The 22,996-nt window shown below is 69.8% G+C and carries 24 protein-coding genes and 2 tRNA genes; 9 read left to right on the top strand and 17 right to left on the bottom strand.

Features of this window, described 5'->3' with window-relative positions:
* Window positions 1-621 precede the first annotated feature (621 nt).
* Window positions 622-846, top strand: coding sequence for a hypothetical protein (locus ACLQ3B_RS21935; protein WP_425782535.1), 225 nt, complete (start codon window positions 622-624; stop codon window positions 844-846).
* A gap of 3 nt (window positions 847-849) precedes the next feature.
* Here ACLQ3B_RS21935 and ACLQ3B_RS21930 read toward each other — a convergent pair whose 3' ends face one another.
* The 6 genes from ACLQ3B_RS21930 to ACLQ3B_RS21905 form a co-directional block, all read right to left on the bottom strand.
* Window positions 850-1,647 (bottom strand): carbon-nitrogen hydrolase family protein, encoded by a 798-nt coding sequence (locus ACLQ3B_RS21930; RefSeq protein ID WP_425782534.1) that lies wholly within the window; start codon window positions 1,645-1,647, stop codon window positions 850-852.
* A 141-nt stretch (window positions 1,648-1,788) separates the two neighbouring features.
* Window positions 1,789-3,084 (bottom strand): ATP-dependent Clp protease ATP-binding subunit ClpX, encoded by a 1,296-nt coding sequence (gene clpX, locus ACLQ3B_RS21925; RefSeq protein ID WP_425782533.1) that lies wholly within the window; start codon window positions 3,082-3,084, stop codon window positions 1,789-1,791.
* Between the two features lie 211 nt (window positions 3,085-3,295).
* On the bottom strand, window positions 3,296-3,958 hold the full coding sequence (locus ACLQ3B_RS21920; RefSeq protein WP_030333536.1) for an ATP-dependent Clp protease proteolytic subunit: 663 nt from the start codon (window positions 3,956-3,958) through the stop codon (window positions 3,296-3,298).
* Window positions 3,959-3,968: 10 nt separating this feature from the next.
* A complete protein-coding gene (locus tag ACLQ3B_RS21915; protein WP_007464111.1) occupies window positions 3,969-4,610 on the bottom strand; it encodes an ATP-dependent Clp protease proteolytic subunit in 642 nt (213 codons plus the stop codon).
* A gap of 222 nt (window positions 4,611-4,832) precedes the next feature.
* Window positions 4,833-6,179 carry a trigger factor gene (tig, locus tag ACLQ3B_RS21910; RefSeq protein ID WP_425782532.1) on the bottom strand — a complete coding sequence of 449 codons (1,347 nt, stop codon included), beginning with the start codon at window positions 6,177-6,179 and terminating at the stop codon, window positions 4,833-4,835.
* 138 nt (window positions 6,180-6,317) lie between these two features.
* A tRNA-Pro gene (locus ACLQ3B_RS21905) sits at window positions 6,318-6,391 on the bottom strand.
* A 279-nt stretch (window positions 6,392-6,670) separates the two neighbouring features.
* On the opposite strand from ACLQ3B_RS21905, the gene ACLQ3B_RS21900 reads away from it, so the two are divergent.
* Window positions 6,671-6,744, top strand: a tRNA-Gly gene (locus ACLQ3B_RS21900).
* Between the two features lie 198 nt (window positions 6,745-6,942).
* Window positions 6,943-7,335 (top strand): hypothetical protein, encoded by a 393-nt coding sequence (locus tag ACLQ3B_RS21895; protein WP_425782531.1) that lies wholly within the window; start codon window positions 6,943-6,945, stop codon window positions 7,333-7,335.
* A 72-nt stretch (window positions 7,336-7,407) separates the two neighbouring features.
* On the opposite strand, the gene ACLQ3B_RS21890 is transcribed toward ACLQ3B_RS21895, so the two are convergent.
* From ACLQ3B_RS21890 to ACLQ3B_RS21870, 5 genes are all read right to left on the bottom strand, one after another.
* Window positions 7,408-8,238, bottom strand: coding sequence for a hypothetical protein (locus ACLQ3B_RS21890; protein ID WP_425782530.1), 831 nt, complete (start codon window positions 8,236-8,238; stop codon window positions 7,408-7,410).
* Window positions 8,235-8,744, bottom strand: coding sequence for a SigE family RNA polymerase sigma factor (locus ACLQ3B_RS21885; RefSeq protein WP_425782529.1), 510 nt, complete (start codon window positions 8,742-8,744; stop codon window positions 8,235-8,237). Before ACLQ3B_RS21885 ends, ACLQ3B_RS21890 begins: the two co-directional genes overlap by 4 nt.
* A 161-nt stretch (window positions 8,745-8,905) precedes the next feature.
* A complete protein-coding gene (locus ACLQ3B_RS21880; protein ID WP_425782528.1) occupies window positions 8,906-9,619 on the bottom strand; it encodes a hypothetical protein in 714 nt (237 codons plus the stop codon).
* A gap of 112 nt (window positions 9,620-9,731) precedes the next feature.
* Entirely contained in the window at window positions 9,732-10,037 is a 306-nt protein-coding gene (locus tag ACLQ3B_RS21875) for a hypothetical protein (RefSeq protein WP_425782527.1), read from the bottom strand.
* 705 nt (window positions 10,038-10,742) lie between these two features.
* The gene (locus ACLQ3B_RS21870) at window positions 10,743-10,922 is read right to left on the bottom strand and encodes a hypothetical protein (protein ID WP_425782526.1); all 180 of its coding nucleotides are present in this window, start codon (window positions 10,920-10,922) and stop codon (window positions 10,743-10,745) included.
* Between ACLQ3B_RS21870 and ACLQ3B_RS21865 the strand changes: the two genes are divergently transcribed.
* The 3 genes from ACLQ3B_RS21865 (at window position 10,910) to ACLQ3B_RS21855 (ending at window position 14,084) form a co-directional block, all read left to right on the top strand.
* Complete coding sequence (locus ACLQ3B_RS21865; RefSeq protein ID WP_425782525.1) at window positions 10,910-12,538, top strand: M14 family zinc carboxypeptidase; 1,629 nt, start codon at window positions 10,910-10,912, stop codon at window positions 12,536-12,538. The two genes, ACLQ3B_RS21870 and ACLQ3B_RS21865, sit on opposite strands and share 13 nt — an antisense overlap.
* A gap of 164 nt (window positions 12,539-12,702) precedes the next feature.
* Window positions 12,703-12,897 carry a hypothetical protein gene (locus ACLQ3B_RS21860; protein WP_425782524.1) on the top strand — a complete coding sequence of 65 codons (195 nt, stop codon included), beginning with the start codon at window positions 12,703-12,705 and terminating at the stop codon, window positions 12,895-12,897.
* 86 nt (window positions 12,898-12,983) lie between these two features.
* Window positions 12,984-14,084 carry an aKG-HExxH-type peptide beta-hydroxylase gene (locus tag ACLQ3B_RS21855; protein WP_425782523.1) on the top strand — a complete coding sequence of 367 codons (1,101 nt, stop codon included), beginning with the start codon at window positions 12,984-12,986 and terminating at the stop codon, window positions 14,082-14,084.
* 43 nt (window positions 14,085-14,127) lie between these two features.
* Here the strand turns inward: ACLQ3B_RS21855 and fxsT are convergent, their stop codons facing one another.
* From fxsT to ACLQ3B_RS21840, 3 genes are read right to left on the bottom strand one after another with little or no spacing between them, the layout of a single operon-like run.
* Complete coding sequence (fxsT, locus tag ACLQ3B_RS21850; protein ID WP_425782522.1) at window positions 14,128-17,328, bottom strand: FxSxx-COOH system tetratricopeptide repeat protein; 3,201 nt, start codon at window positions 17,326-17,328, stop codon at window positions 14,128-14,130.
* Window positions 17,325-18,293 carry a trypsin-like peptidase domain-containing protein gene (locus ACLQ3B_RS21845; protein ID WP_425782521.1) on the bottom strand — a complete coding sequence of 323 codons (969 nt, stop codon included), beginning with the start codon at window positions 18,291-18,293 and terminating at the stop codon, window positions 17,325-17,327. Before ACLQ3B_RS21845 ends, fxsT begins: the two co-directional genes overlap by 4 nt.
* Window positions 18,294-18,350: 57 nt before the next feature.
* The gene (locus ACLQ3B_RS21840; protein ID WP_425782520.1) at window positions 18,351-18,722 is read right to left on the bottom strand and encodes a CU044_2847 family protein; all 372 of its coding nucleotides are present in this window, start codon (window positions 18,720-18,722) and stop codon (window positions 18,351-18,353) included.
* Between the two features lie 130 nt (window positions 18,723-18,852).
* On the opposite strand from ACLQ3B_RS21840, the gene ACLQ3B_RS21835 reads away from it, so the two are divergent.
* Together ACLQ3B_RS21835 and ACLQ3B_RS21830 are read left to right on the top strand one after the other, a co-directional pair.
* A complete protein-coding gene (locus ACLQ3B_RS21835; protein WP_425782519.1) occupies window positions 18,853-19,617 on the top strand; it encodes a class I SAM-dependent methyltransferase in 765 nt (254 codons plus the stop codon).
* A gap of 74 nt (window positions 19,618-19,691) precedes the next feature.
* Window positions 19,692-19,958: a hypothetical protein gene (locus ACLQ3B_RS21830; RefSeq protein ID WP_091405397.1), complete on the top strand. Its 267-nt coding sequence runs from the start codon at window positions 19,692-19,694 to the stop codon at window positions 19,956-19,958.
* Between the two features lie 164 nt (window positions 19,959-20,122).
* Here ACLQ3B_RS21830 and ACLQ3B_RS21825 read toward each other — a convergent pair whose 3' ends face one another.
* Entirely contained in the window at window positions 20,123-20,668 is a 546-nt protein-coding gene (locus ACLQ3B_RS21825) for a hypothetical protein (RefSeq protein ID WP_425782518.1), read from the bottom strand.
* A 139-nt stretch (window positions 20,669-20,807) separates the two neighbouring features.
* Between ACLQ3B_RS21825 and ACLQ3B_RS21820 the strand changes: the two genes are divergently transcribed.
* Window positions 20,808-21,149, top strand: a complete 342-nt coding sequence (locus tag ACLQ3B_RS21820; RefSeq protein WP_425782517.1) for a hypothetical protein — start codon at window positions 20,808-20,810, stop codon at window positions 21,147-21,149.
* Window positions 21,150-21,159: 10 nt separating this feature from the next.
* Here the strand turns inward: ACLQ3B_RS21820 and ACLQ3B_RS21815 are convergent, their stop codons facing one another.
* Entirely contained in the window at window positions 21,160-21,627 is a 468-nt protein-coding gene (locus tag ACLQ3B_RS21815; protein WP_124822664.1) for a ribose-5-phosphate isomerase, read from the bottom strand.
* 87 nt (window positions 21,628-21,714) lie between these two features.
* Complete coding sequence (locus ACLQ3B_RS21810) at window positions 21,715-22,914, bottom strand: DUF1015 family protein (protein WP_425782516.1); 1,200 nt, start codon at window positions 22,912-22,914, stop codon at window positions 21,715-21,717.
* Window positions 22,915-22,996 lie beyond the last annotated feature (82 nt).

Genomic DNA, 22,996 nt, shown 5'->3' with positions numbered 1-22,996 from the left:
AGTCCGGGGTATAAATCATAATTGGCACTGGCTTTACAAGCACCCTGTTGAGTTCTCAAAGAACAACCACACACCGATCAAACGCCCCACCTCAGTGGAACCCATCTCGGGGCTTTTCCTTACTCCGCACCCGGCGCTTTCAGCGCCAGGCACTTTTACTACGTTACCCGCTCGTTTCCGCCGTGTCAAACCGGTATTTCGCGGTTCGTCATGCTTCACCCGATAACGCGGATACTCTTACTCGTTCGAGTCCACGATGACGCGCGTCGTTTCCGACGTTCGTTTCTGTCGTGGGAAACCGCAGACCGGCCGATCGCCGCTTCGCGGCTCTCCGCCCGGCTCCTGCCGGCTTCAGAACTCTACCCGGTCGGCTTCGCGTTCGCAACCCCGTTTCCGAGGTGTCCCGCACCGCCCGATCCTCAGTCTCGCTCGGCGTTCCCGCCACGAGCCTGGCGCCCGTTCTCGGCCGGTTTGTCCGGCCTCCCCCGTGCAGAGAGAAAGTTACGCGGACAGCCCGGAGAAGGCAAATCAGGGTTCATCACTGGTTCGGACGGCCCGCCCCGCCACGCTCCTCGGTGCGGCCGAGGACGCGGGCCACCTCGACGTGCCAGAGTGTCAGACATGGATGAGTCCGGGCACGGTGCCATGGTGTTCGCCGAGCAGGCGCTGCTCGGCCTCATCGGGCCGTTCTGGCAGGTGGTGATCGGTGCGGTCGTGCTGGTCGTACTCGTGCTCTCGGTGGGACGACTGGCCCGACGGGGCAGGTCCCGGATGACCACCGCGCTGCTGGTGACCGCGGCGGCCATCGCCGGGTTCGCGGTTATCGGCGTGCTGCTCGAGGGCTGAGGCTCAGAGCCGGCGGTTGGCCAGGCTGGGCAGCTCGGCGCGGATCGTGTCGAGACGATCGAGGTCCAGGTCGACGACGGAGACCCCCGGGCCGTCTGGCACCTGGCCGATGACAGTCCCCCACGGGTCGACCACCATGCTGCGCCCGAAGCAGGTGCGACCCGGCTCATGGTCGCCGGTCTGGCCGGCCGCCGCCACGAAACACTGGTTCTCGATCGCCCGGGCCCGCAGCAGGACCTCCCAGTGGTCCCGCCCGGTGTGCATCATGAACGCGGCTGGAACCACAAGCAGCTGCGCGCCGCCATCGGTGGCGAGCAGCCGGTACAGCTCCGGGAAGCGCAGGTCGTAACAGACTGACAGGCCGACCCGCACCCCCTCGACGTCGACCACCACCGGTTGGACCCCCGGTGCGACACTCTCCGACTCCCGGTAGGAGACCCGGCCGGGGATCTCCACGTCGTACAGGTGGATCTTGCGATAGCTCGCGGCCAGACTGCCGGAACGGTCGAAGACCAGCGACGTGTTCCAGGTGCGGTCCGGATCCGGGCCGGCCTCGTGGAACGAGCCGGCCACCACCCAGATCCCGAGTCGCCGGGCGACCCCGGCGAAGAAGCTGCCCACCTCCCCGTCGACCTGCTCCGGCTCAGGCAGGCCAGCGGCCGGACCCAGGTAGTCGACGTACTCCGGGAGGACGGCGAGATCCGCGCCGCCGGCGGCAGCGCGCTCCAGTAGGGCCTCCGCGGCCGCCAGATTGGCCTTACGGTCGTCCCGGGCGTTCAGCTGACAGACGGCGACACGCATGAGCAAAGGGTACGGCTGGAGGGCGCTCACGGACAGCGTCACGATTTGGTCAGCCGCCCGGTTGGGTCATGGGCGAGCGGCCGTCGAACACGATCACGCCGGCCGCGTCAGGATCGGGCGGCCGGCGTGACGCGGAAAGGATCAGGCGGACTTCTCTTCGCGGTCGCGCCGGGCCCGGCGCCCGGTGAACTCACGCGGCACGATCGTCGGGTTGACGTTCTCCAGGACGACCTCGCGGGTGATCAGCACGCGGGCGGCGTCGGGGTTGCTCGGCACCTCGTACATCGCGGAGAGCAGGACCTCCTCGATGATGGCCCGAAGACCACGGGCACCGGTGCCCCGCAGCATCGCCTGATCGGCGATGGCCTCCAGCGCCGGCTCGTCGAACTCGAGCTCGACACCGTCCAGCTCGAACAGGCGCTGGTACTGACGGACCAGGGCATTGCGCGGCTCGGTGAGGATCCGTACGAGGGCGCTGCGGTCCAGGCTGCGCACATTGGTGATCACCGGCAGCCGGCCGACGAACTCGGGGATCAGCCCGAACTTGAGCATGTCTTCCGGCATGACCTGGCTGAAGATGTCGTCGGTCGACCGATCGGACACCGACCGGAGCCGGGCGCCGAAGCCGGTGCCGCCCTGCCCGGTGCGGGACTCGATGATCTGGTCGAGACCGGCGAACGCGCCACCACAGATGAACAGCACGTTTGTGGTGTCGATCTGGATGAACTCCTGGTGCGGGTGCTTGCGGCCACCCTGCGGCGGCACGTTGGCCGTCGTGCCCTCGAGCATCTTGAGCAGGGCCTGCTGCACACCCTCGCCGGAGACGTCCCGCGTGATCGACGGATTTTCCGACTTGCGGGCGATCTTGTCGACCTCGTCGATGTAGATGATGCCGGTCTCGGCGCGCTTGATGTCGTAGTCGGCGGCCTGGATCAGCTTGAGGAGGATGTTCTCCACGTCCTCGCCGACGTAGCCCGCCTCGGTCAGCGCGGTGGCGTCGGCGATGGCGAACGGGACGTTCAACATCCGGGCGAGGGTCTGCGCCAGGTGGGTCTTGCCGCACCCGGTCGGGCCGAGCAGCAGGATGTTGGACTTGGCCAGCTCGACGGCGTCACTGCCGGAGCCCGGCGCGCCAGCCGCCTCGGCCTGGATCCGCTTGTAGTGGTTGTAGACCGCGACGGCGAGGGCCTTCTTGGCCTGATCCTGGCCCACGACGTAGGTGTCGAGGAACTGGCAGATCTCCATCGGCTTGGGAAGCTCTTCCCACTTCACCTCGCCGGACTCGGCCAACTCCTCTTCGATGATCTCGTTGCAGAGATCGATGCACTCGTCGCAGATGTAGACCCCTGGGCCCGCGATGAGTTTCTTGACCTGCTTCTGCGACTTGCCGCAGAAGGAGCATTTCAGTAGGTCGCCGCCGTCACCGATCCGTGCCACCTACGTTCTCCCTGCACTCATCGGCCGGAGACCCGGCCCTGACCTGCGGACGTTGCGCGCCGCCCGGCTTAGTTCGCGCCGCCGGCCCAACCGGCGAAGCGGTACGGACCCGACGTTACCCGCTGGCGGGGCATTCTCCGACCCCCAAAACGGGTGTGTCAGAGGTCGGCCAGGAAACTCAAGCCCCGGCCAACCTCTGACCCGACACAGCTCAGCGGGCGGCGTTGGCCGCCAGCAGACCCTTCTTACGACTGGTCAGGATCGTGTCGACCAGCCCGTACTCCTTGGACTCCTCGGCCGTCATGATCTTGTCACGGTCGATGTCCTTGCGAACCTGCTCGATCGGGCGGTTGCAGTGGCGGGACAGCATGTCCTCCAGCTGCGTACGCATCCGCAGGATCTCCCGGGCCTGGATCTCGATGTCCGAGCCCTGCCCGTAGCCGCCCTCGGTGGCCGGCTGGTGGATGATGATCCGCGAGTTCGGCAGGGCCATCCGCTTACCCGGAGTGCCCGCCGACAGCAGCACCGCCGCGGCGCTCGCCGCCTGCCCGAGGCAGACCGTCGAGATGTCCGGACGGACGTACTGCATGGTGTCGTAGATCGCCGTCATGGCGGTGAACGACCCACCCGGCGAGTTGATGTACATGATGATGTCGCGGTCCGGATCGGTGCCCTCGAGCGTCAGCAGCTGGGCCATCACGTCGTTGGCCGACGCGTCGTCCACCTGGACGCCGAGGAAGATGATCCGGTCCTCGAAGAGCTTGTTGTACGGGTTCGACTCCTTGACCCCGTACGACGTGCGCTCGACGAACGACGGCAGCACGTAGCGGTTGTGCACGGCCGCGAACTGGGGCGGCAGGCTCAGATCGGTCATCGTCAGCTCCTCAGCTCAGGGTCCCGGCGCCATCCGGGACCTGTGCGGCCCCGATGATCACCTTGTCGATGAAGCCGTAGTCCATGGCCTCCTGGGCGGTGAACCAACGGTCCCGGTCCGAGTCGGCCTCGATCTGCGACTGGCTCTGGCCGGTGTGGTGCGCGACCCGCTCCTGGAACATCCGCTTCGTGTAGAGCATCTGCTCCGCCTGGATGGCGATGTCGGACGCCGTGCCGCCCAGACCGCCGGACGGCTGGTGCATCATGATCCGTGCGTGGGGCAGGGCGTAGCGCTTGCCCTTGGTGCCCGCGCAGAGCAGCAGCTGACCCATCGAGGCAGCCATGCCCATCGCCACGGTCGACACGTCGTTGTCGATGAACTGCATGGTGTCGTAGATCGCCATGCCGGAGTAGACCGAGCCACCCGGCGAGTTGATCCACAGGTTGATGTCGCGGTCCGGGTCCTCCGCGGCGAGCAGCAGCAGCTGCGCGCAGATGCGGTTGGCGACCTGGTCGGTCACCTCACTGCCCAGGAAGATGATGCGTTCCTTGAGCAACCGGTTGTAGACCGAGTCGTCGAGGTTGCCAATGGAGTCGCCACCGCGCGCGTCAATCGCCCGGAGCGACTTCTTGGGGATGTGCATGTCGGTCATGGCAGCCCTTCGCTCTCCGTACCGTCTTTCCCGACACTAACCGCTGTGCGGGGCGGCAGAGTCCCGGTCGGGGCAGTGTTCGCTCTCAGCGCAGCTGTGTCGGGCGTACCCGCGGCGCGGGCTTCCGGGCGTACCCGGCAGTGCTTGCTGCCCGGGCGCACCCGGAAAGGGAAAACGGCCGCCATCCACCGCTGAGCGGCGGACGGCGGCCGCACCCGACGATCAGTGGTCGTGGTTGTGCTCCGCCTCGTTGGCGGCGCGCAGCGCGTCGAGGGTGATCCCGTTGCCGGCCGAGTCCTTGATCGTGATCTTCTCCATGACGGCCGCGAGGGCCTTGCCCCGGCGCACGTCACCGAAGACCGCAGCTGCCGCACCGGAGCGCACCAGCTGGTCGTAGTACTGCTGGGGAGCCATCCCGGCACGCTGCGCCCGGTGCACGATCTCGTGCCCGAACTCGTCGTCGGAGACCTGCACGTCCTCCGCGTCGGCAAGCGTGTCCAGCAGGAGCTGGACCTTGACGCCCTCGGTCGCCGCCTCGGTCAGCTCGGCGTCGATCTGCTCCTCGGTCTTGTCCTCGGCCGCGAGGTACTCCTCCATCGAGGCGCCGATCCGCTCCAGCTGGTCGACCATCGCCTGCTTGCGGCTCTCGACCTCCTCGCGGACGACACCCTCCGGGGCCGGGATCTCGGCGGCCGCGACCAGCTCGGCCAGGGCCTTGTCCCGAGCGGCGTAGATCTGCTCGACCTGCTTGCCCTGGGTGACGCGGCCCCGCAGGTCGCCGCGCAGCTCCTCGATCGTGTCGAACTCGCTCGCCATCTGGGCGAACTCGTCGTTCAGCTCCGGCAGCTCCTTCTCCTTGACCGTGCGCACGGTCACCGCCACCTCGGCGTCCCGACCGGCGAAGTCGCCGCCGACCAGCTGGGTGGTGAAGGTGGTGTCGTCACCGGCGGCGAGGCCGACCACGGCCTCGTCCAGGCCCGGCAGGAGCTGCTTGCTGCCCACCTCGTGGGAGATGTTGCTCGCCTGGCCGCCCGGCACGTCCTCGCCGTCGACGGTGGCGTTGAGGTCGATCTGGACGTAGTCGCCCTCGGCGGCGGCCCGCTCGACGGTCTTGAGGGTCGCGAAACGCTCCCGCAGGTTCTTCACCTGCTCGTCGATCTCGCTCTCGTCGATCTGCAGCTCGTCGACGGTCACCTCGATGGTGCTCGCGTCCGGGATGGTGATCTCCGGGCGGACGTCGACCTCGGCCGTGAAGTTCAGCGAGTCACCGTCGTTGAACTCGGTGATCTCGACCTCCGGGCGCCCCAGCGTCTTCAGGTCGTGCTCACGCACCGCGGCGAGGATGTTCTCCGGGATGGCCTCCTGGACCGCCTCGTTGAGGACGGTGCCCCGGCCCACCCGCTGGTCGATCACCGCGGTCGGCACCTTGCCCCGGCGGAAGCCCGGAACCTGGACCTGCGAACCGATCTCCCGGTACGCCTTCTTGAGGCTCGGCTCGAGCTCGACGAACGGCACCTCGATGGCGAGCCGCACGCGCGTCGGGCTCAGAGTCTCGACGGTGCTCTTCACAGGCGTACTCCTTGACGGATCTCAGTTGAGTCTGGGCGTGATTCAGCCCATCGAGTGTAGGCGAGCCGGCCTGACGCTCCGGCATCGCCCGGGGACCGCACTGGGCGGCACCCGGGGCGGCCCGGCCGCGGACGACAGTCGGGGTGGCGGGATTTGAACCCACGGCCCCTCGCTCCCAAAGCGAGTGCGCTACCAAGCTGCGCCACACCCCGTGGCGACGTGCAGTCTATGCCGTCGCCACGCCTCAGTCGGTGCCGGGGCATCACCCACCCGGACATAACCCCCGAAAATTACCATTCCACCCTGCCGGCGTCACGCCCAGGCTCGCGGGGCGCTCCAAGATCCGGACAACTTCACGGATGTAGTGCGGATCTTGGAGCTGTCGTGCCGCCGGGCCCAGGCGACGCGGCACCGCGGGGCGGTGCCGCGGTTACGCGTCGGGCACCGGCATTGGGTACGCTGTAGGCGCGTCCTGTTTCGGCGGGATGCACGCGGGCGTAGCTCAATGGTAGAGCTTCAGTCTTCCAAACTGACTACGCGAGTTCGATTCTCGTCGCCCGCTCCAATGCCCTCCGGCCCAGGTCGGAGGGCATTTTGGTGGACGGCCTGCGCCTGTGCGATTCACGAGCCGGCGCTCGACGACCAGCGGCTACACAACGACATCTACCGCGTGGCGCTGACAGGCGACCAGCCGGGCACCCGGGTTCGATGTTTGCCGATACGGCCGCTGCGCGGACGATGGCGGATGGCCGAGACTGTAGCGATGTCAGCCGTTGGCGAGGGCGCCCCGCGCCGGCAGGTAGGCAGTGCCGCTCTGCTCGTCGTCGTCGGCGTGCTCGTTCTCTTCGTTCCCGCCGGTGACGAGGGCCGCGTTCTCGTGCCCGTCAGCGAGGGTCACGGGCTGTCCGCCGTGGACGGCGTGGGCGCAGCGCTGCTGGCGGTGGGTGGCACCTGGCTGGAGGTGCTTGTCGTACGACGCCTGCCGTACCTCGCCCTGACCCCACGGGCCCTGTTCGCACTCGGCCTGCTGGCCGGTCTCGGCGTGGGACTCCTGATCGCCTCGGTCTTCTCGGGATTCTTCTGGTGGTGGGCTGTCGGCGCCGCCACGCTCGGCATTGCCCTTCTCGTCCTCGTGCCCCTCACAGCGCGCCGCTGAGAGAACGGCAAGGCCCAGGTGAACGGCACGGTGCCGACCCCTGGACCCCCTCGGCGGCGCCGAGTTGCCGTGTCACTCCAGGTGGAACCGCTCGTCGACCGCGAGAGAGGCCAACTGCGGCACGGAGAACGGCAGCTTCGTCAACGCCGGCCGGCTCTCGTCGAGGCGTACGGCCTGCGCCACGAAGACCACCACGCCGTCCGGGTGCCGGTACGCCGACCACTGGTCGAGCCGGTCGTCGCCGCTCGGTCGGACCACAACGCCGACCCGCAAAGCTCCGACGGTCTCGACCTGGCACTCACCCCGCATGCCCCAGAATTTCTGGGCCAGGTCGCACGGCTCGGTCGGCAGCTGGTTGCCGGCGTCGTGCACCTCGACGATCATGCGCCCGGTGCCCTTGCCCTGCGCCACGGCGACCGAGGAGGAGTAGCTCCACACGTCGACGCCGTCCACCTTCTCCTCGAACTGCGCCTGGTGGGTCCGCAGCGTCCGCTCCTCGGCGGACTGGCTCGACGGGTCCTCCGGGGTGGTGTAGCCGGACGGTATTACCGAGACAGCCTCGCCGAGCAGGTGAGAGCCCTGCTCGTACCTGGACCCGGCCCGGGCGGTCCGGTCCTCCTGCGGTTGGCCGTCCGGCCCGGTCGGCCACGGTTCCTTGGTGCCCGGAGCAGCCGGTGGCCCCTGACCCGCCGGTTCGTAGACGTGGCCGTCCGGAGTGGCGACGGCCGCGAAGCCCGTGACCGCCAGCACGACAGCCGCCGATCCGAGGGACGCCCACAGCGCGCGTCGACGGAAGTGCGTCCGCCGTGCCGCGCCGAGCGCGGCTTCCGTACTCAATGGTGGTGGCGGGGTGGTGGCCGCCATCTCGCTGCGCAGCCCCTCGCGCAACTCTTCCTCGTTCATCGCTCCCCCATCTCGATCCCGCTGTAGGTGGGGGTCAGGAGGCCACGCAACGTGTCGAGCCCTCGTGCCGCCTGACTCTTCACCGTCCCTGGAGAGCACTCCAGCAGCGCCGCGACGTCCTCGATCGACAGGTCCTCCCAGTACCGCAGAACCAGCACGGCACGCTGACGCGGCGCCACCCGGGCCAGCGCCTGCAGCAGCACCAGTCGGCTCTCCGGCGAGTCGGGCGGGGCCGCCTGCTCGGCGTCCTCGCCACCCACCCGTTCACGCCGCCACCAGCCGCGACGGCGCTCGTCGAGGAAGGTCCGGATCAGGATCTGGCGCACGTAGCTGTCGAGCACCTCGTGCCGGGAGATCCGGTTCCAGACCCGGTAGAGCTTGACGAACGCGGTCTGGACCAGGTCTTCGGCACGGTGCCAGTCGCCGCACAGCAGGTACGCGGTGCCGCGCATGGCACCGGACCGTGCCGCGAAGTACTCGGCGAACGCCTCGTCGCGATCGCTCATTCAGGCCTCCGATCCCCGTTTCGAGTTAGTCACGCGGGGTCCGGCTCGGAGGGTTGCTCCGGAACTCGCGCAGATGTCACAGGGATCAACGCGTCACTCACGCCCGCGCCACCCCGCCGGGGCGGTGACCGCACCCGGCGGGATGGCCAACAGGTCGATTCTCAGGAGATGGCGGTGAGGCTCTGAGCCGCGAGCACGCTGAGCTGCTTGGTCACCCGCTCAGCGGTGGCAGTGTCCAAGGCGAGCGTCCGGATCCGTGAAACGAGCGCACCCCGGGCCAACAGCAAGGTGCAGACATGGGTCGGCACCGACCGGTCCGCTCCATCGATCACCTCGCAGTACATCAACTGCCCATCCAGCCCAGGCAGACGAGGAAGCTGCGTCTCACCGAGAACGCGATACCGATCCTTGCGATCACGGTAGGTGCCACAACCAAGCTTGCCGCGAACCTGCTCGACGGCCTCCGCAGCCGATGTCACACCCCACGCGCCGGCGAGCTGCATGATTCGCAGATCCGGTGCCTCCCACTCGCGTTGCTGCCCGAAGGCGGTGCCGTAGACGCCGTTGCCTCGATGCATCCCACAAACGGTCGAAAGGACGTCGTCGGCATAGGGCGACTGCTGAGGCACAACCTTCAGACCGACGATGTCCAGCGTCGGCGCGATCAGCACCCTGCCGACCTGGTCCGCAAGCTCAGGGTCCATGTCGAAGACCGGCTGCAACCCCTCGGCGACCGGATCGATGGTGTACCCGCCGGCCGGCGGCCCACTCCGGCCGGCTCCCGGCGGCGTGCCGGAGCCGCCCCCGCAGGCCGCGGTGAGGACCAGCCCCACCGTGGCCACCAGAGCCAGCAACGGCCGGCCGAACCCGGTCACCAACACTGCCGGTACGGCTCGGTCACGACTGCGAGTTGAACCCCGACGCCTTTCCCGGTGCCGGTCAGCACGATCTGCGGACGTGTTGCCGCATCCTGCGCCGAGCTTGACGTCACTGAAGATAAGCACTGGTGGCGAGAAAACTCGTCATTGAGTCAGCGTCCGCAACCATTCGCACTTCGTGAAGAAGTGAATCACCACCTGGACCATCGATGCGCAACGTGAAGCGATCGCTTCTCTCTTGGACGAAACGGGACAGCTGCGCGCCGAGCTCTTCGCAGTCCGCACCATTTTGTACCGAGACGTTCGAACCGTTGGCGGCGTCCGCGGCTCGGAGGCCTGCTCTAGACAACCACTCTCGAAAGGAGTCGTTGATTGTTGCGTCAGCACCGATGAACTCAATCGTTAGGGCAACCATCTCGCATCCGTTCTGTGCGCGGCCTCAAGCACGTCTCTGAACGAGCCCGGCCAGCCGCCTCCCGGGAGGGGGAAGCGCCTACCGCGGTGACGAGGTGTCGGGCAGGGGTGAGGAACTGTTCAAGCCCGGACCGTGAGCCAGACATTAGGGACCGAGGGTCAGCAGTGTAAAGAGTGATCACAACATGCGAGAACAAGCAGGACATCTGACCTAATTGGCCCACCTCGTTCACGTTCGGTCACCCTCGTCGGCAGCGGCGCTTCGACACAGCTTCTCTTGACAGGTGTCGCTCTGTGCACTGGTGTAAGGACCAGATACATCGACGTCCGTCACAGGAGGGCACATGATCGTCCGACGACGGTGGACAGCTGCCGCCACCACAGTGATCCTGTTCAGCGCAGTGTTGTCCCATCCCGCGTCCGGAGCGGCGGCACCCGCAGCCCCGGCCACCCCGATCACCCTGAGCGCCACCGAGACCGCACTGGTCCGAGTCCAGCTCCGCGATCAGGCCCAGCTGGACCGGCTCGTCGCCGCCGGCGCGGACCTCGCCAACCGGCCCCGCGCACGGGACGGCCGGATCATCGCCGACCTGGTGCTCAGCGGCACGCAGCTCGCCGAGCTGACCGCCCAGGGCGCGACGGCCGTGCAGATCGTGCAACGCGCCGGGGACGGGAGCCGGCACTACGCCGACAGCGTCCGCGCGGCTCAGGCCCGCACCGCCGCCGGGCTACGTGCGCCGGCCGCCGGCCAGCGGTCCAGCACCGCCGCCGCTGCCGTGGACACCCTCCAGGTGCAGCAGGCGTACTGGTGGACGACGACCGGACAGACCTTCCTCCAGGCCCAGGTGGCCACCACCGCCACCGACGACCCGGATGTGGAGATCACCGTCAGTTGGCGGACGGCGGACGGCGGACGGCGCCACCGGCTCGTTCCCGCTGTACCGCTTCGAGGACTCCGGCGAGTACCAGTACCACTACGCGCTCCCCCAGCCGGTGCCGAGCCGACCGGTTCAGCTGAGCGCCACCTCCAGCCTCGGCGGGGTCAGCCGGGCGATCACGCCGACGCTCTGGCCGAATGTCTCCCCACCGCCGCTGCCGGCGGGCTACCAGAAGAACTTCATCGACGCGTACCTGACGCCTGTGGACATCCAGGCGCGGATCAAGCGGCTGGCCCGCCAGTACCGGGACCTGGTGGACGTGATCGACCTGCCGAACAAGACCCAGGGCTATCGACGCACGGCAGTCGGCTACCTCGGCGACCCGGCGGTGGCCGCGCTGGTGGTCGAGTCCGTCCGCTTCGGCGAGCAGAACATGAACGGCGTGCAGGTGCGGACGGTCGACCCGGGCCGGGCGAACCGGCCACTGACCGTCGGCTACCGCGACCGCGTCCTCACCGTGTCGCTGGCCACCGACACCGCCGGCAAGACGGTGAGCACCACCGACGAGGTCGCGGCGGCGATCAACGCCCGCCAACCGGACCGGTTCCGGGCCACTGTCGAGGACGGTTCGGCCGGGTTGCCGATGCCCGTCGCCGGCCCCACCCGACTCGACGACGGCCTCCAGGGCACCGAGGTGCCGGCACGGCCGTGGACGGTGCAGGCGCTGCGCCTCGGCGTACACCGGGACGGCTCCCGGGTCGGGGTGCTCGCGTACTCCCAGGAACACGCCCGGGAGTGGGCCACGCCGCTGGTGACGCTGGAGTTCGCCGAGCGGATGCTGGCCAACGCCCGGACCGACCCGGCCACCCGTGAGTTGCTGGAGCAGGTCGACATCTTCGTCATCCCGACGGTCAACCCGGACGGCGCGAACTACTCGTTCAACGACTTCAACTTCCAGCGCAAGAATCTCGTCAACCACTGCACCGGGGCGGCCCGCGACCCGAAGAACCGCACCTCGTGGGGCGTCGACATCAACCGCAACTACACAGTCGGGTCGTTCTTCGACGGCTACGTGGGCGCCAGCGCCAACTGCCTGTCCGGCAACTTCGCGGGCACGGCGGAGTTGTCCGAGGCGGAGAGCCGCAACGTGATCACGCTCGCCGAGGATCACCCGAACATCAAGTTCGCGATGAACGTGCACTCCTACGGCGGGTACTTCATGTGGCCTCCGGGGGCGTACCGGGCCGACGGCAGGGTCACCCTGCCGCGACCGTCGATCGACGAGTCGACGCTGTTCCTCAACAGCGCCCGGCGGATCGTCGGCGCCATCGCTCAGGAGCGCGGCACCGTCACCTGGCCGTCGCAGACCGGACCTGTCGCCGACGTGCTCTACTCCGCCGCCGGCAACTCGGCCGACCAGCTCTACTACGAGCTGGGCATCTTCGCCTGGGACTTCGAGGTCGGCAACGACCTGTGGAACCCGGCGACCAGCCAGTGGGAGAGCGTCGGCTTCCAGCCGCCGTTCGAGGAGGCGCACGGCGAGTCCCAGGAGTACGCCGGCGGTCTGGTGGAGATGGTCCGGGTGGCCCGCGACCACGCCGCCGCCGAGGCGGCCGCCGGCTGACCCGCGGGTCTCGTGCCGCCGCCGGCCGCAAACCCGGCGGCGGTACGAGGTGCCCGGCCTGCCGTGGATCGCCTGCCGAGAGCGGTGACGGACGGTAAGCCGATGGTGATCACAGACGTAGACGTGTTTTCATGTCAGCACGCCTGCGCCAACCCGGGACATCGATGACTGAGCAACCCGCACCTGATCACCTCGTTGTGGTCGACGTGTTGACGCAGGGCCTGAGCCACCTGCTACGCGACGAGGATCCGGAACTGGCCCGATGGATCGAGGAACTGGTCGCGACACTGAAGAGTCCCCGGCAGACGACGCTGGCCGGCTGGAACAGCTTCCTCGACCCCGGCGTCGACTCCACCTGACCCGGTCGGAGTTCACAGGCCTGGCCGACGGGCGGGCAGGCCCGGCTGCCATCCGCGGTCTGTGGCACGCACAACGCAACCGCACGATGCTCGTCCTCAAGGGCCTCGCCGACACCGACGACGCCCTGGCGGCGTCGGCGCACCTGCTCGGCCACGCCCACCGCCTCGCCCCCACCGCCGTGGACGTGCTGCTCGATCACCCGTGGCTGGCCGTCTGGGCGATCGATCGGGTCCGGCACGGCAGCACCGGCCGACCGGACTACCTCCCGTTCGCGGCGCTCGCGGCGGCCACCCTCAGCGGTTGGTCGGACGCGGCGGTGCCGGTCACGCCGTGTGCGGGGCTGGTGCCCGTGCCGGGCCTCGGGGTGGTACGCCGAGCGGGCGGCAGCACGACGGTGACGCCGTCTGACCTGACCGGCCGACGGTGGACGCCCATCCGCTGGTGGCGCTTCACCGACCAGGCGATCACCCTGGACCTCCGCGTCGACGACCTGGACCCCTACCGCGACTGCTTCGGGCTACCGGTCGCCACCCGGCTCTCCCCACCGCGCGCCGCGGATCTGCAACGGTCCGTCGGGCACGCCTGGCACCTGCTCGTCGCGTACGCCCCGACGCACGCCGCCGAGGTGGCCGCCGGGATCAGCACGTTCGTGCCGCTGGCCGACGGCACCGAGCGCGGGCACAGCGTCACGCACGCCGACGCCTTCGGGGCGTTCGCCGCCGACACCGATCTCGACCCGGTGGACCTGGCCGTGACCATGGTGCACGAGCTGCAACACAGCAAACTCAACGCCATCCTCGGTCTGGTCCAGCTCTACGAACCGACCGACCCGGTGCGATACTTCGCGCCCTGGCGTCCCGACCCCCGCCCGATCGGCGGGCTGCTGCACGGCACGTACGCGTTCACCGCCGTCGCCGAGGTGTGGGCCGCGCTGCGCGCCCATCCGGAACTGGCGGCCCAGGCCACCGCGCGCTTCGCGGTGGTGCGGGCGCAACTGGAACGCGCCCTGGTCGAACTCGCCCGGGCCGGAAGTCTCACCTCGGCCGGGCGGCTCTGGGCGGATCGCCTGACCGAACGGATCGGCCAGCTGGCCGCCGTGCCGGTCCCGGTGTCCGCCGACGCCGCCGGGCGGCGGGAGGTGGCGGAGGCCGAGCGCGCACGTCTACCGACGATCACCACCGGATGAACCCGCGACTCGCGCACGGCCGTCGCGGCCGCAGAACGAGGCGTCAGGTCAGCCCGACCGTTTCGATGTCGCACTCGATGCGGCGCTGACCCCGCGCGGCGTCCACCTCCGGATGATCCGGTCCGAACAGCGCCTCCAGCGCCGCGGCAGCCTCGTCGAGCAGCTCGCGGCCCCGAACCTCCTCGCCGACCTCGATCAGATCGACCGCCGCGTTGACCGCGCAGTAGAGCGTGTACGGATGCCCCGGCCCACGCAGGCGACGCGAGTCCGCAAGGATCGCCGCGGAGAGCACCTGCGCCTGCTCCAGCCGGTGCGACCGGACCAGGTTGATCGCCTGCGCGGAACGCGCGCTCAGCAGGTACGGATGGGTGGGTGGCAGCGCCTCGCCCATCGCCTGCAAGGTGGCCGCACCCAGCTCCCGCGCCTCACGGTCGAAGTTGCGAGCCCGCAGGATCACCCCGAGGTTGATCGCGGCGCAGAGGGTGACCGGATGCCGCTCCCCGAAGACGGCTCGGAAGGTGGCGTGCCCCTGGGCGGCCAGAGCGTACGCCTGGGTCGCGTCGCCCGCTGCGCGCATGGCGTTGGCGCAGGTCATGCCCGCCTCCGCGGCCAGCACATGGTCGGTCCCGAAGCGGCGGGTCACCAGCCGGTAGTTGGCCGCGCCCTCGGTCACGGCGGCGTCGAGCCGCCCGGTCTTGCGCAGGCAGGCGATGTGGATGCAGGTGGCGCGCAGCACGGTGAGGTGCTCCGCGCCCAGCAGCGAACGCTGCACCGGCAGGGAGCTGTCCAGTAGTGCCAACGCGTCGGCGTACCGGCCCAGGAGGTAGAGGTCGCGCGCCTGGGCCTCCTGGGCCAGCACCAGCGCATAGGTGCCGTCCTCCGCGGCCGCACCGGCGTGCCGTGCCACTTCGAGGTTGAGTTCGTACGCGCCTTCGAAGTCGCCGATCAGGCGAAGGTTGATCGCCATCGAGTTCATCACCCGCAGCGTGCTCGGATGCCCGTCACCGAGCACCCGACGGTGCACGTCGAGGTTGCGCCGGTCCAGGTCGGCGGCGGCCACGAAGTCGCCGACCCGGCGCAGGTCCGCGCCGACGCTGTTCGCCGCACCCAGGGTGTACTCGTGCTCCTCACCGAGGCTCGTCCGCATCCGCTCCAGCGCCTCGAGGCCGAACTCGGCCGCGCGCGGGTCGGCGAGGAGCCGCAGGGCATCCGCGTACCGTCGCATCGCCAACAGGGTCAGTGGGTCGCCGCTGCGCTCGCCGTCTGGACCGGGCTGGTCCCAGGCGGCCAGGATCTCCTCCGCGAAGTCCCGACAGCCTTCGAAGTCGCCCAGGTTGTAGATGTAGCGGAGCTGGTCCATCGCCGTCCGGCGGGCGTCGAGGTCGCCGTGGATCAGACCGGCGACGCGGACGTGCGGCGCGATGTCGGCGTGGCGGGGCCAGGTGCTCCGGTCGTCGGGGAAGCCCGGGTTGGCGGCGGCCAGCAGCCGGCGGGCGTTCGTCAGCGCGCTGTCGTCGCCCTGCTCGGCGAGCCCTTCCCGGAGGACCGCCTGCACCAGCCGGTGCACCTGCACGTGTCGGCCGGCGTTGTCCGCCTTCGCGAGCCCCAGCGACGCCAGTTGCCGGATGGCCCGGGCTATGTCGTTGCGCTCCTGCAGGCTGGTGCGGAGCGGTTCGTCCAACCCGGCGCGCCGTCCCTCCCACAGCAGGCGCATCGGGACCGGATCGGGGCTAAGGAAGGAGAGCATCTGGATCAGCTGCGCGGCGGCGAGATTCTGCTCGCGAACCGCGGCGAGCGCCATCGACACCACAGTCAACACGGTGCCCCGGTACTGCCGGGGCTGCCCCTCACCCAGCAGCTCCCGGGCGTGTTCCTTGAGGTCGACCAGATATTCGTCGACCGACGACAGCATGGTGAGCAGCCAACTGGCGGCCTGCTCCAGGGCCAGCGGCAGGTCACCGAGCTCCGCGGCGAGCCGGCGGGCATCGTCAGGGGTGGTCGCCGGACGCCGCTTGAGCAGCAGTTCCACGCTCTCGGCCCGGGTGAACACGTCGACGTCCAGGGTCAGGGCGCTCGCCGACCAGGCCATGTTCCGGGACGTGACGAGGACGTGGCCGCGCTCGCCGACGAGGTTCGAGGAGGGCATCAGCGGAGCCAGCTCGTGCGGGTCGTCCGCGTTGTCGTAGACCAGCAGCCAGCTGAGCGAACTCGTCGACAGGGAGTCGAGCACCGTCCGCACGGTCTGCTCCAGGCTGGCGCTCGCCGCCAGGCCGAGCCGTTCACCGAGGGCCGCGATCGAGGTACGCAGCGCAGTGAGATCCTCGGCGGCCATCCACCAGATCAGCTGGTAACGGTCCGCGTAGCGGTAGGCGAACTCGACCGCCAGCTGGGTCTTGCCGACCCCACCGACACCGCGCAGGGCCGCTTCCGGCAGCACCGAGGCCCGGTGCTGCGACGAGAGCAGCTCGTCGAGCTCGACGAGCTGCTTCTCCCGGCCGGTGAAGTACAGGTTGCGCGGTGGGACGCCGCCCCGGATGAGAGTTCGGGATCGTTGGGGCGTCGTCTCCTCGATGATGATCGTCCTGCGCATGTCGGATTCAGGTTCCTCTCCACCGGCCTCGGCCGGTGCCGCCTGGTGCGGGGATCGTAGCGACGTCCAGTGCGCCTTCGCAGCCACGCGCACATCGTCGAGGTCGGCGGCGCTCAACCGCAGGGCCGCCGCCGCATCCCGCAACCACTGCTCCAACGGCTTCTCGCCCGACTCGATGCCGGCGAGGACCAGGCCCGCGAGCGCCACGGCGGCCGGGACCCGCCAGTCACCCACCGGTTGCCAGCCGACGGCGTCCACCAGGCCGGGCAGGTCCGCCGGTGACAACTGACGATCGGCGACCGCCGCGACGGCCCCGGCCAACACCTCGGTCGGAACGTCAGTGAGCAACTGCGCGAGGCGCCAGGAGAGGTGGATCTGGTGGGCGGAGACGACCGCGGCGGCGCCCGGGTGGAAGTTGCCGATGACCTGCAACAGCGTGGACAGGCCCCGGGGCTCCTGCGCGCAGGCGCGCACGATGAGATAGACGTCGTAGCGGACCTCGGGGTGCCGGGGCACCGACAGTGGCTTACGCAGCTCCCCCTCGACCTCGTCGAGGTAGAGCGCCCGGGTTTTTCCGTCGTTGATCGAACTCATCGACAGCAGCGCGTCGCAGATGGCTTGCACCTGGGCGTTCGGCATCCGGGGTGTCGTCACCGATTGTCCTCCGTACCCGTCAGCAGACCGAGGCTCTCGGCAAGGTCACGGAAGGCCCGCAGTGGCTGACTCGCCGACCCTTCCGTCAACAGCAGGACGCGATGGAGAGCCGCGATCCCGTCCTCGTATTCTAAGCTCGTCCGAATCAGGCCGAACATGTCGAGACCCAGTGGTCCGAATGGGTTCACCATCCGACTGATGTGCGGTGGCAACGACTGGATGACCAATTGACGACTGTCGGGGTGCCGGAGTACGGGGATTTCCTCAAGCAGTCGGGCCAGCGCCATCTTCTGCGCGAATGAGAGCGGTGCGGGCCGGGGCGTCCCCCGGACCCCGACCGGCAGCGGGCCGGACGGCAGCAGGGCAGGTGGCAGCAGGCCCGACGGCAGCAGGGCAGGCCACCTACCGACCGGCAGCATCCAGGCGACCAACTGCTGGCCGACGCTCGTGCGGGCCAACACCATGCCCACCACGGCGCCATCCGAGGCGTACACCCCGGAACCACTGAACCCGCGGTCGATTCCCGCGGTGGCGGAGGAGATTCGGTCGAGTTGACGCCAGCCGGTGCTCGCGTCGACCGGCCCGATGGTCCGGGCCAGCACCATGACGGACGCCGGGGTGTTGGCCGGAAAACCCACGATCCGCACGTCGAACTCATCGTCGCCGCGATCGGCCAGGGTGGCGGGGGCGGACGGCAGCGGTGTGGCGCAGCGCAGGATCGCCAGGTCGCCGTCGCCCGCCGGGCCGACACCTCGCGACCAGGTCACCTCGGCGGCGATCCGGGTACCGGGGTGACTCGGCGTGTCGACGACCAACCCGGGCTGGTCCGTCCCGGTGCCGTCGTCCACGACATGCCAGCAGGTCAGCACCAGGTCAGTGGTCAGTTGGATGCCCGCGCCGACGAGCGACGAGGAACGCCCGCCGTGTATCCGTACCCGGCCGGCGAGCGGCCGGGCGCCGGTCATCCGTGCTCCGCCGACCACTCGACCCGGGCGGTCGGCGACCGGCGGTCGGCGCTGCGGTCAGTCATGCGCGACGGCCTCCTGCGCGCCGGCCCCGTCCGCACCCTGCGCCGGCAGGGCGGGGACGCCCGACGTCCAGATCAGCTTGACCTTGAGGTGGCCCTGCGCGCTGGTGCGGGCGACGACGGCGCCGGCCTCCGCGGTGAGGGTGACGCCGATTTCGACCTCCACCTGGTCGGGGCGCACCGCAACCCCCCGCACCACACCCAGTGCCGCGTCGAGGGCCGGCTTGATGTGCGCCAGTGCCATTTCCAGCGTCTGCCGGGCGGGGCGGATCCGGTCGAGCAGACCGACCCGTTCCAGATCGGTGCCAGTGTGTTCCTCGACGAGCAGGACGCCCTGATCGGTCTCGAAACGCAGAAGATCCGCCACGTGACAAATTCTCGCCGAAAGATCGTTCGGAATCGGTGTCAGATCACTGACAGGAGTCATTGCGTGCACCCTGCGCCGACACGTGGCGCTTTTGCTTGCCATCACCACTGCGGCCTGTCAGCCTGGCGGAATGCAGGACACGGCGACCTTCGAGGATCTGCTCCACGAAGGTGCCGACGCATCCGTGGACGGTTGGGACTTTTCCTGGTTCCACGGCCGCGCGACAGAACAGCGGCCGTCCTGGGGATATCTGAAACTCATGGCAGCCCAGATGATGGTGGCCCGCGCCGCACTGGACATCCAGACCGGCGGCGGCGAGGTGCTCTCCGAGGTGCCAGCACTCCCACCGGTGATCGTGGCCACCGAACACTGGCCGCCCAACCTCCAGCTGGCCCGGCGCGCGCTCGAACCGCGCGGCGTCCGGGTGGTCGATGTTGCCGAGGACGCCCCGTTCCCGTTTCCCGACGAGTCGTTCGACCTGGTGGTGAGCCGGCATCCCAACGTCGTGCTCTGGGACGAGATCGCGCGGGTGCTCACGCCGGGCGGGCGGTACCTGGCCCAGCAGATCGGCCCCGGCTCGAACCGGGAACTGGCGCAGTTCCTCACCGGTCCCCGTGAGATCGGCGACGAACGCAGCCCGGCCCGCGCCGCCGCCGACGCGCAGGCCGCCGGCCTGGTCATCGACGAGCTGCGGCACGAAGCGCTGCCGACCACCTTCAACGACGTCGCAGCGGTGGTGCACTTCCTCCGCAAGGTCATCTGGACGGTGCCGGACTTCACCGTGGACCGCTACCGGGCCCGCCTCGCCGATCTGCACGACCACATCCGTCGGCACGGTCCGTTCGTGGCCCACGCCCAACGCATCCTGGTCCGGGCGCACAAACCCGAGCACTGACCCAGCGCGCCTGCGCGGCCGCTGGCCGGATTTCACCCGTTTCCGCCCGCTGCCTGGCGGGTAGGGGCCCGTCCATGGACACGAACACGACGGCCCACCTGGTGGGCGGCCCCCGAGACGGCAGCACCCACGAGACCGGCAACGAGGCACTCGTCGAGGTGGAGATCGACGGCCTGATGCACCGCTACATCAAGACCACCAAGCAGCACGACGATGGTCGACCGCTCTACAACTACGACGGAGCGGTCGCCCCGGACGGCGGCGAGCCCGGCGTCGAGGATCCGGCCGCCCGGGTCGCGTCGCCCCGGGCCGACGCCGAGGGGCACGGCGGCACCCACTGACCGCCGCACCGTCGGGATCACGCGAGCCCACGAATGAGGTACCGGTCCGAGCGGCCGGCCGCGGATGAACCGCGGCCGGCCGGGTAAGCAGCGACCTTGCCTGGTGGGGAGACGACCGGGTGCACGGGTGGGCGGTCCTGGACCGTCCGCCCGTGCACGACCGCTCAGTTCGAGGAGATCCAGTTCCAGGCCGAGACGACCCACTCGGTCTGCTGGAGCCACGCCACGCCGAGGCCGACGAGGAACACCGCCGTCGCCAGGTGGGCACCCCGGGCACCGCGCCGGACCCGGCCCAACTGCCGTTCCAGCACCACCCGGCCGACCAGCCGGAACAGGGCGAACAGGCCGACCGCCACCAGCAGGCTGAGCACCAGCACCAGCAGCGGGCCGCTCAGCTCGCCCTGGCCGGACAGCGCCCAGATCCCCCAGCACACGAACGCGAAGAGACCCGCGGCCGCGCTCCACTCACCGCCACGCCGCAGTTGCGCCATCCGCGAGCTCAGCGAACGGCGTGGCACCGGCTCACCGGGCCAGCCGGTGCCGGTCGGCTCCTGCTCGACCACCGGGAACGGCTCCGTCCGCGGGGTGCGCGGCTGACCCACCGGAGCGACGCCCCGGCGGAACCCGTCACGCTGCGGCGGCACCCCGACGCCGGCCTGCGGTGGCACCTCCACGGTCCGCTCCGCCCACGGCTGCGTCTGGTCTGCCATCTCGTCCTCCCCCTGACCGACGGCAACAGCACCGCCTGGATTCGAGGGTAGCCAGCCGGCAAATCGGTCGCCGACCCCGGCCGGGAGGCGAGGCCACGCGACGGTGCCGGATCACACCCACGCAGGGTACGGTCGGCTGATGGGTGACCCCGACCGACGACGGCGACGGCTGCGCCACCACCCCGACACCGAGACGGCCAAACCGGGCGCCGACGTCCCGGCGGCCAGCACCCCGGGCGTGCACGACGGTGACGACCCGCCGCCCCGACGCAGGAGTGCGGGCGGCGACGAGCGCGACGGCGAGCGGGGTCTGCGCGGGTTGGTCGGTTCCGGCTCGTCCCAGGTGGGGCTGAGCGCCGCCCTCCGGGCCCGGGATGCGGCCCGCCCCACCGACGACGACCTGGCCGAGGCGGAAGCCCGGGTGGTGGTCGTCCGTCGAAACTGGGTGCCCCGCGAGGAATTGCCCCGCTCGCCGCGCTGAGCGCCGCGCGTCAGGGCAGGACGGGCAACTCCCGGGTCCGCTCGTACTCGGCCACCTGGGCGATCCGACGCGCGTGCCGCTCGTTGCCGGAGAACGGCGTGTTCAGGAACGCCTCGACGATGCCTGTCGCCTCGTCGAGCGTGTGCTGGCGGGCACCGATCGCGACCACGTTCGCGTCGTTGTGCTGGCGGGAGAGCTGAGCAGTCTCGACGCTCCAGGCCAGCGCGGCGCGAACGCCGGCGACCTTGTTCGCGGCGATCTGCTCACCGTTGCCGGAGCCACCGATGACCACCCCCAGGCCCGTCTCGTCGGCCACCACCTGGTCGCCCGTGTGCAGGCAGAACGTGGGGTAGTCGTCGTCCGGGTCGTAGCCGTGCGGGCCGACGTCGACCACGTCGTACCCCTGCATGGCCAGGTGGTTGGCCAGGTGCACCTTCAACTCGAAACCGGCGTGATCGGATCCCAGATAGACGCGCATACCGGGAAGTCTGTCAGGCCGCGCTCGGGGACGTCACAGGGGCGGCGTCCCCGAGCCGAGTTCGTCACACGGTCGTGGGGGTGGCGCTCAACGCGGCAGCTCGGCGACGACCAGACCGCCACGCGCCTTCGGGGTGAACCAGGTGCTCTTGCGGGGCATCTTCTCCCTGGCCAGGTTGACCGCGACGAAATCCGCCACGGTCACCGGCGCGATCAGGATGGCCAACTCGGCCCGCCCGGCGTCGACCTCACCGGTGAGCCAGCTCGCCGGGTAGTCACCGCCGACGTAGGTGATCCGCTTGTCGCCCGGGTCCAGGCCGAGAGCGTCGCGCAGCACCAGCCGCTCGACAAGTGCGTGGTCCAGGTTTTCCAGGCGGGCCGAGGCGGTGGCGGGCAGACGCACCGCGTACCCCTGGCCGGCGAGGCGGAGGTGCACGGTGCCGCCGGCCGCCGGGACCTCGACCGGGCCGTCGATCGGCTCGACCTCGGCGCCCGCGGCCCGCAGCCGGTCGAGCAGCTCGGCCGGTGTGGTGGTCAGCTCACTGACCAGCCGGTTGTACGGCTGAATGGCCACCGACGCGGGGGTGGTGACCACGGCCAGGAAACGCGGCAGCCCCCCGGTCTGGGCGGCCAGGCTGCGGTGGTTGCCGTCCGCGACGACCAGATCCCCGCCACCGGCGAGAGCGGTAAGCGTGGTCTGCTCAGGGCCGGGGCCGAGCAGCCAGATGGCGTGCGTGCGCCCCGCCTGGTCGGTGTCCGTCGCGGCGGGCGCGCCGGCCGTGTCGGTCGCCGCCGCGAGCGCGGCGTGCAGCTCGTCGCCACGCCCGGTCTGCAGCAGGAGTACGGGTGAGAGCAGGTGACCCAGCGCGTCGGCCAACGCCACGCGCTCGCGCACCTTGGCGATGAAGACGTCCTCGTTGCGGATGACGAGGCCCGGCTCGTCCGCCCGGGTGGAGATCTGGTCGGTGTCCACCATCGCGAACAGCCCGTACGCCGGCTCCTCGCCGGGTGCGCTGATCCGGTAGAGGACCACCACCTGCTCGGCGGGGGTGTAACTGCCGTCGGCCTTGGCCTCGGCGAAACGGGCCACCGCGTCCGGCAGCGCGTCGAGGAACGACTTGCCCAGGCTCTGCGGAGCGCGGTGCGGCATCTCGATGCCGAGAGCACTGTGCGGGTTCGACTCGATGATCGCGGTGATCTCCGCGTCGTCGGCGAACTCGTCGTAGTTTTGCGCGCCGGTGCCGCCAGTGGTGACCCAGGCCCGGGTGATCGGATGCACGACCGTCATGCCCACTGACGCTACCGGCGACGGTGTCGCCGCCGACGGGGACCCGCAGGGCGTCCACCAGATGAAAGCCCCGGGTCGGGCC

Origin of the sequence: Micromonospora sp. DT53 (assembly GCF_049841535.1) — a bacterium.
Lineage (GTDB): Bacteria > Actinomycetota > Actinomycetes > Mycobacteriales > Micromonosporaceae > Micromonospora.
The sequence above is the reverse complement of the archived record's forward strand: the minus strand, read 5'-3'. Positions and strand labels throughout refer to the sequence as shown.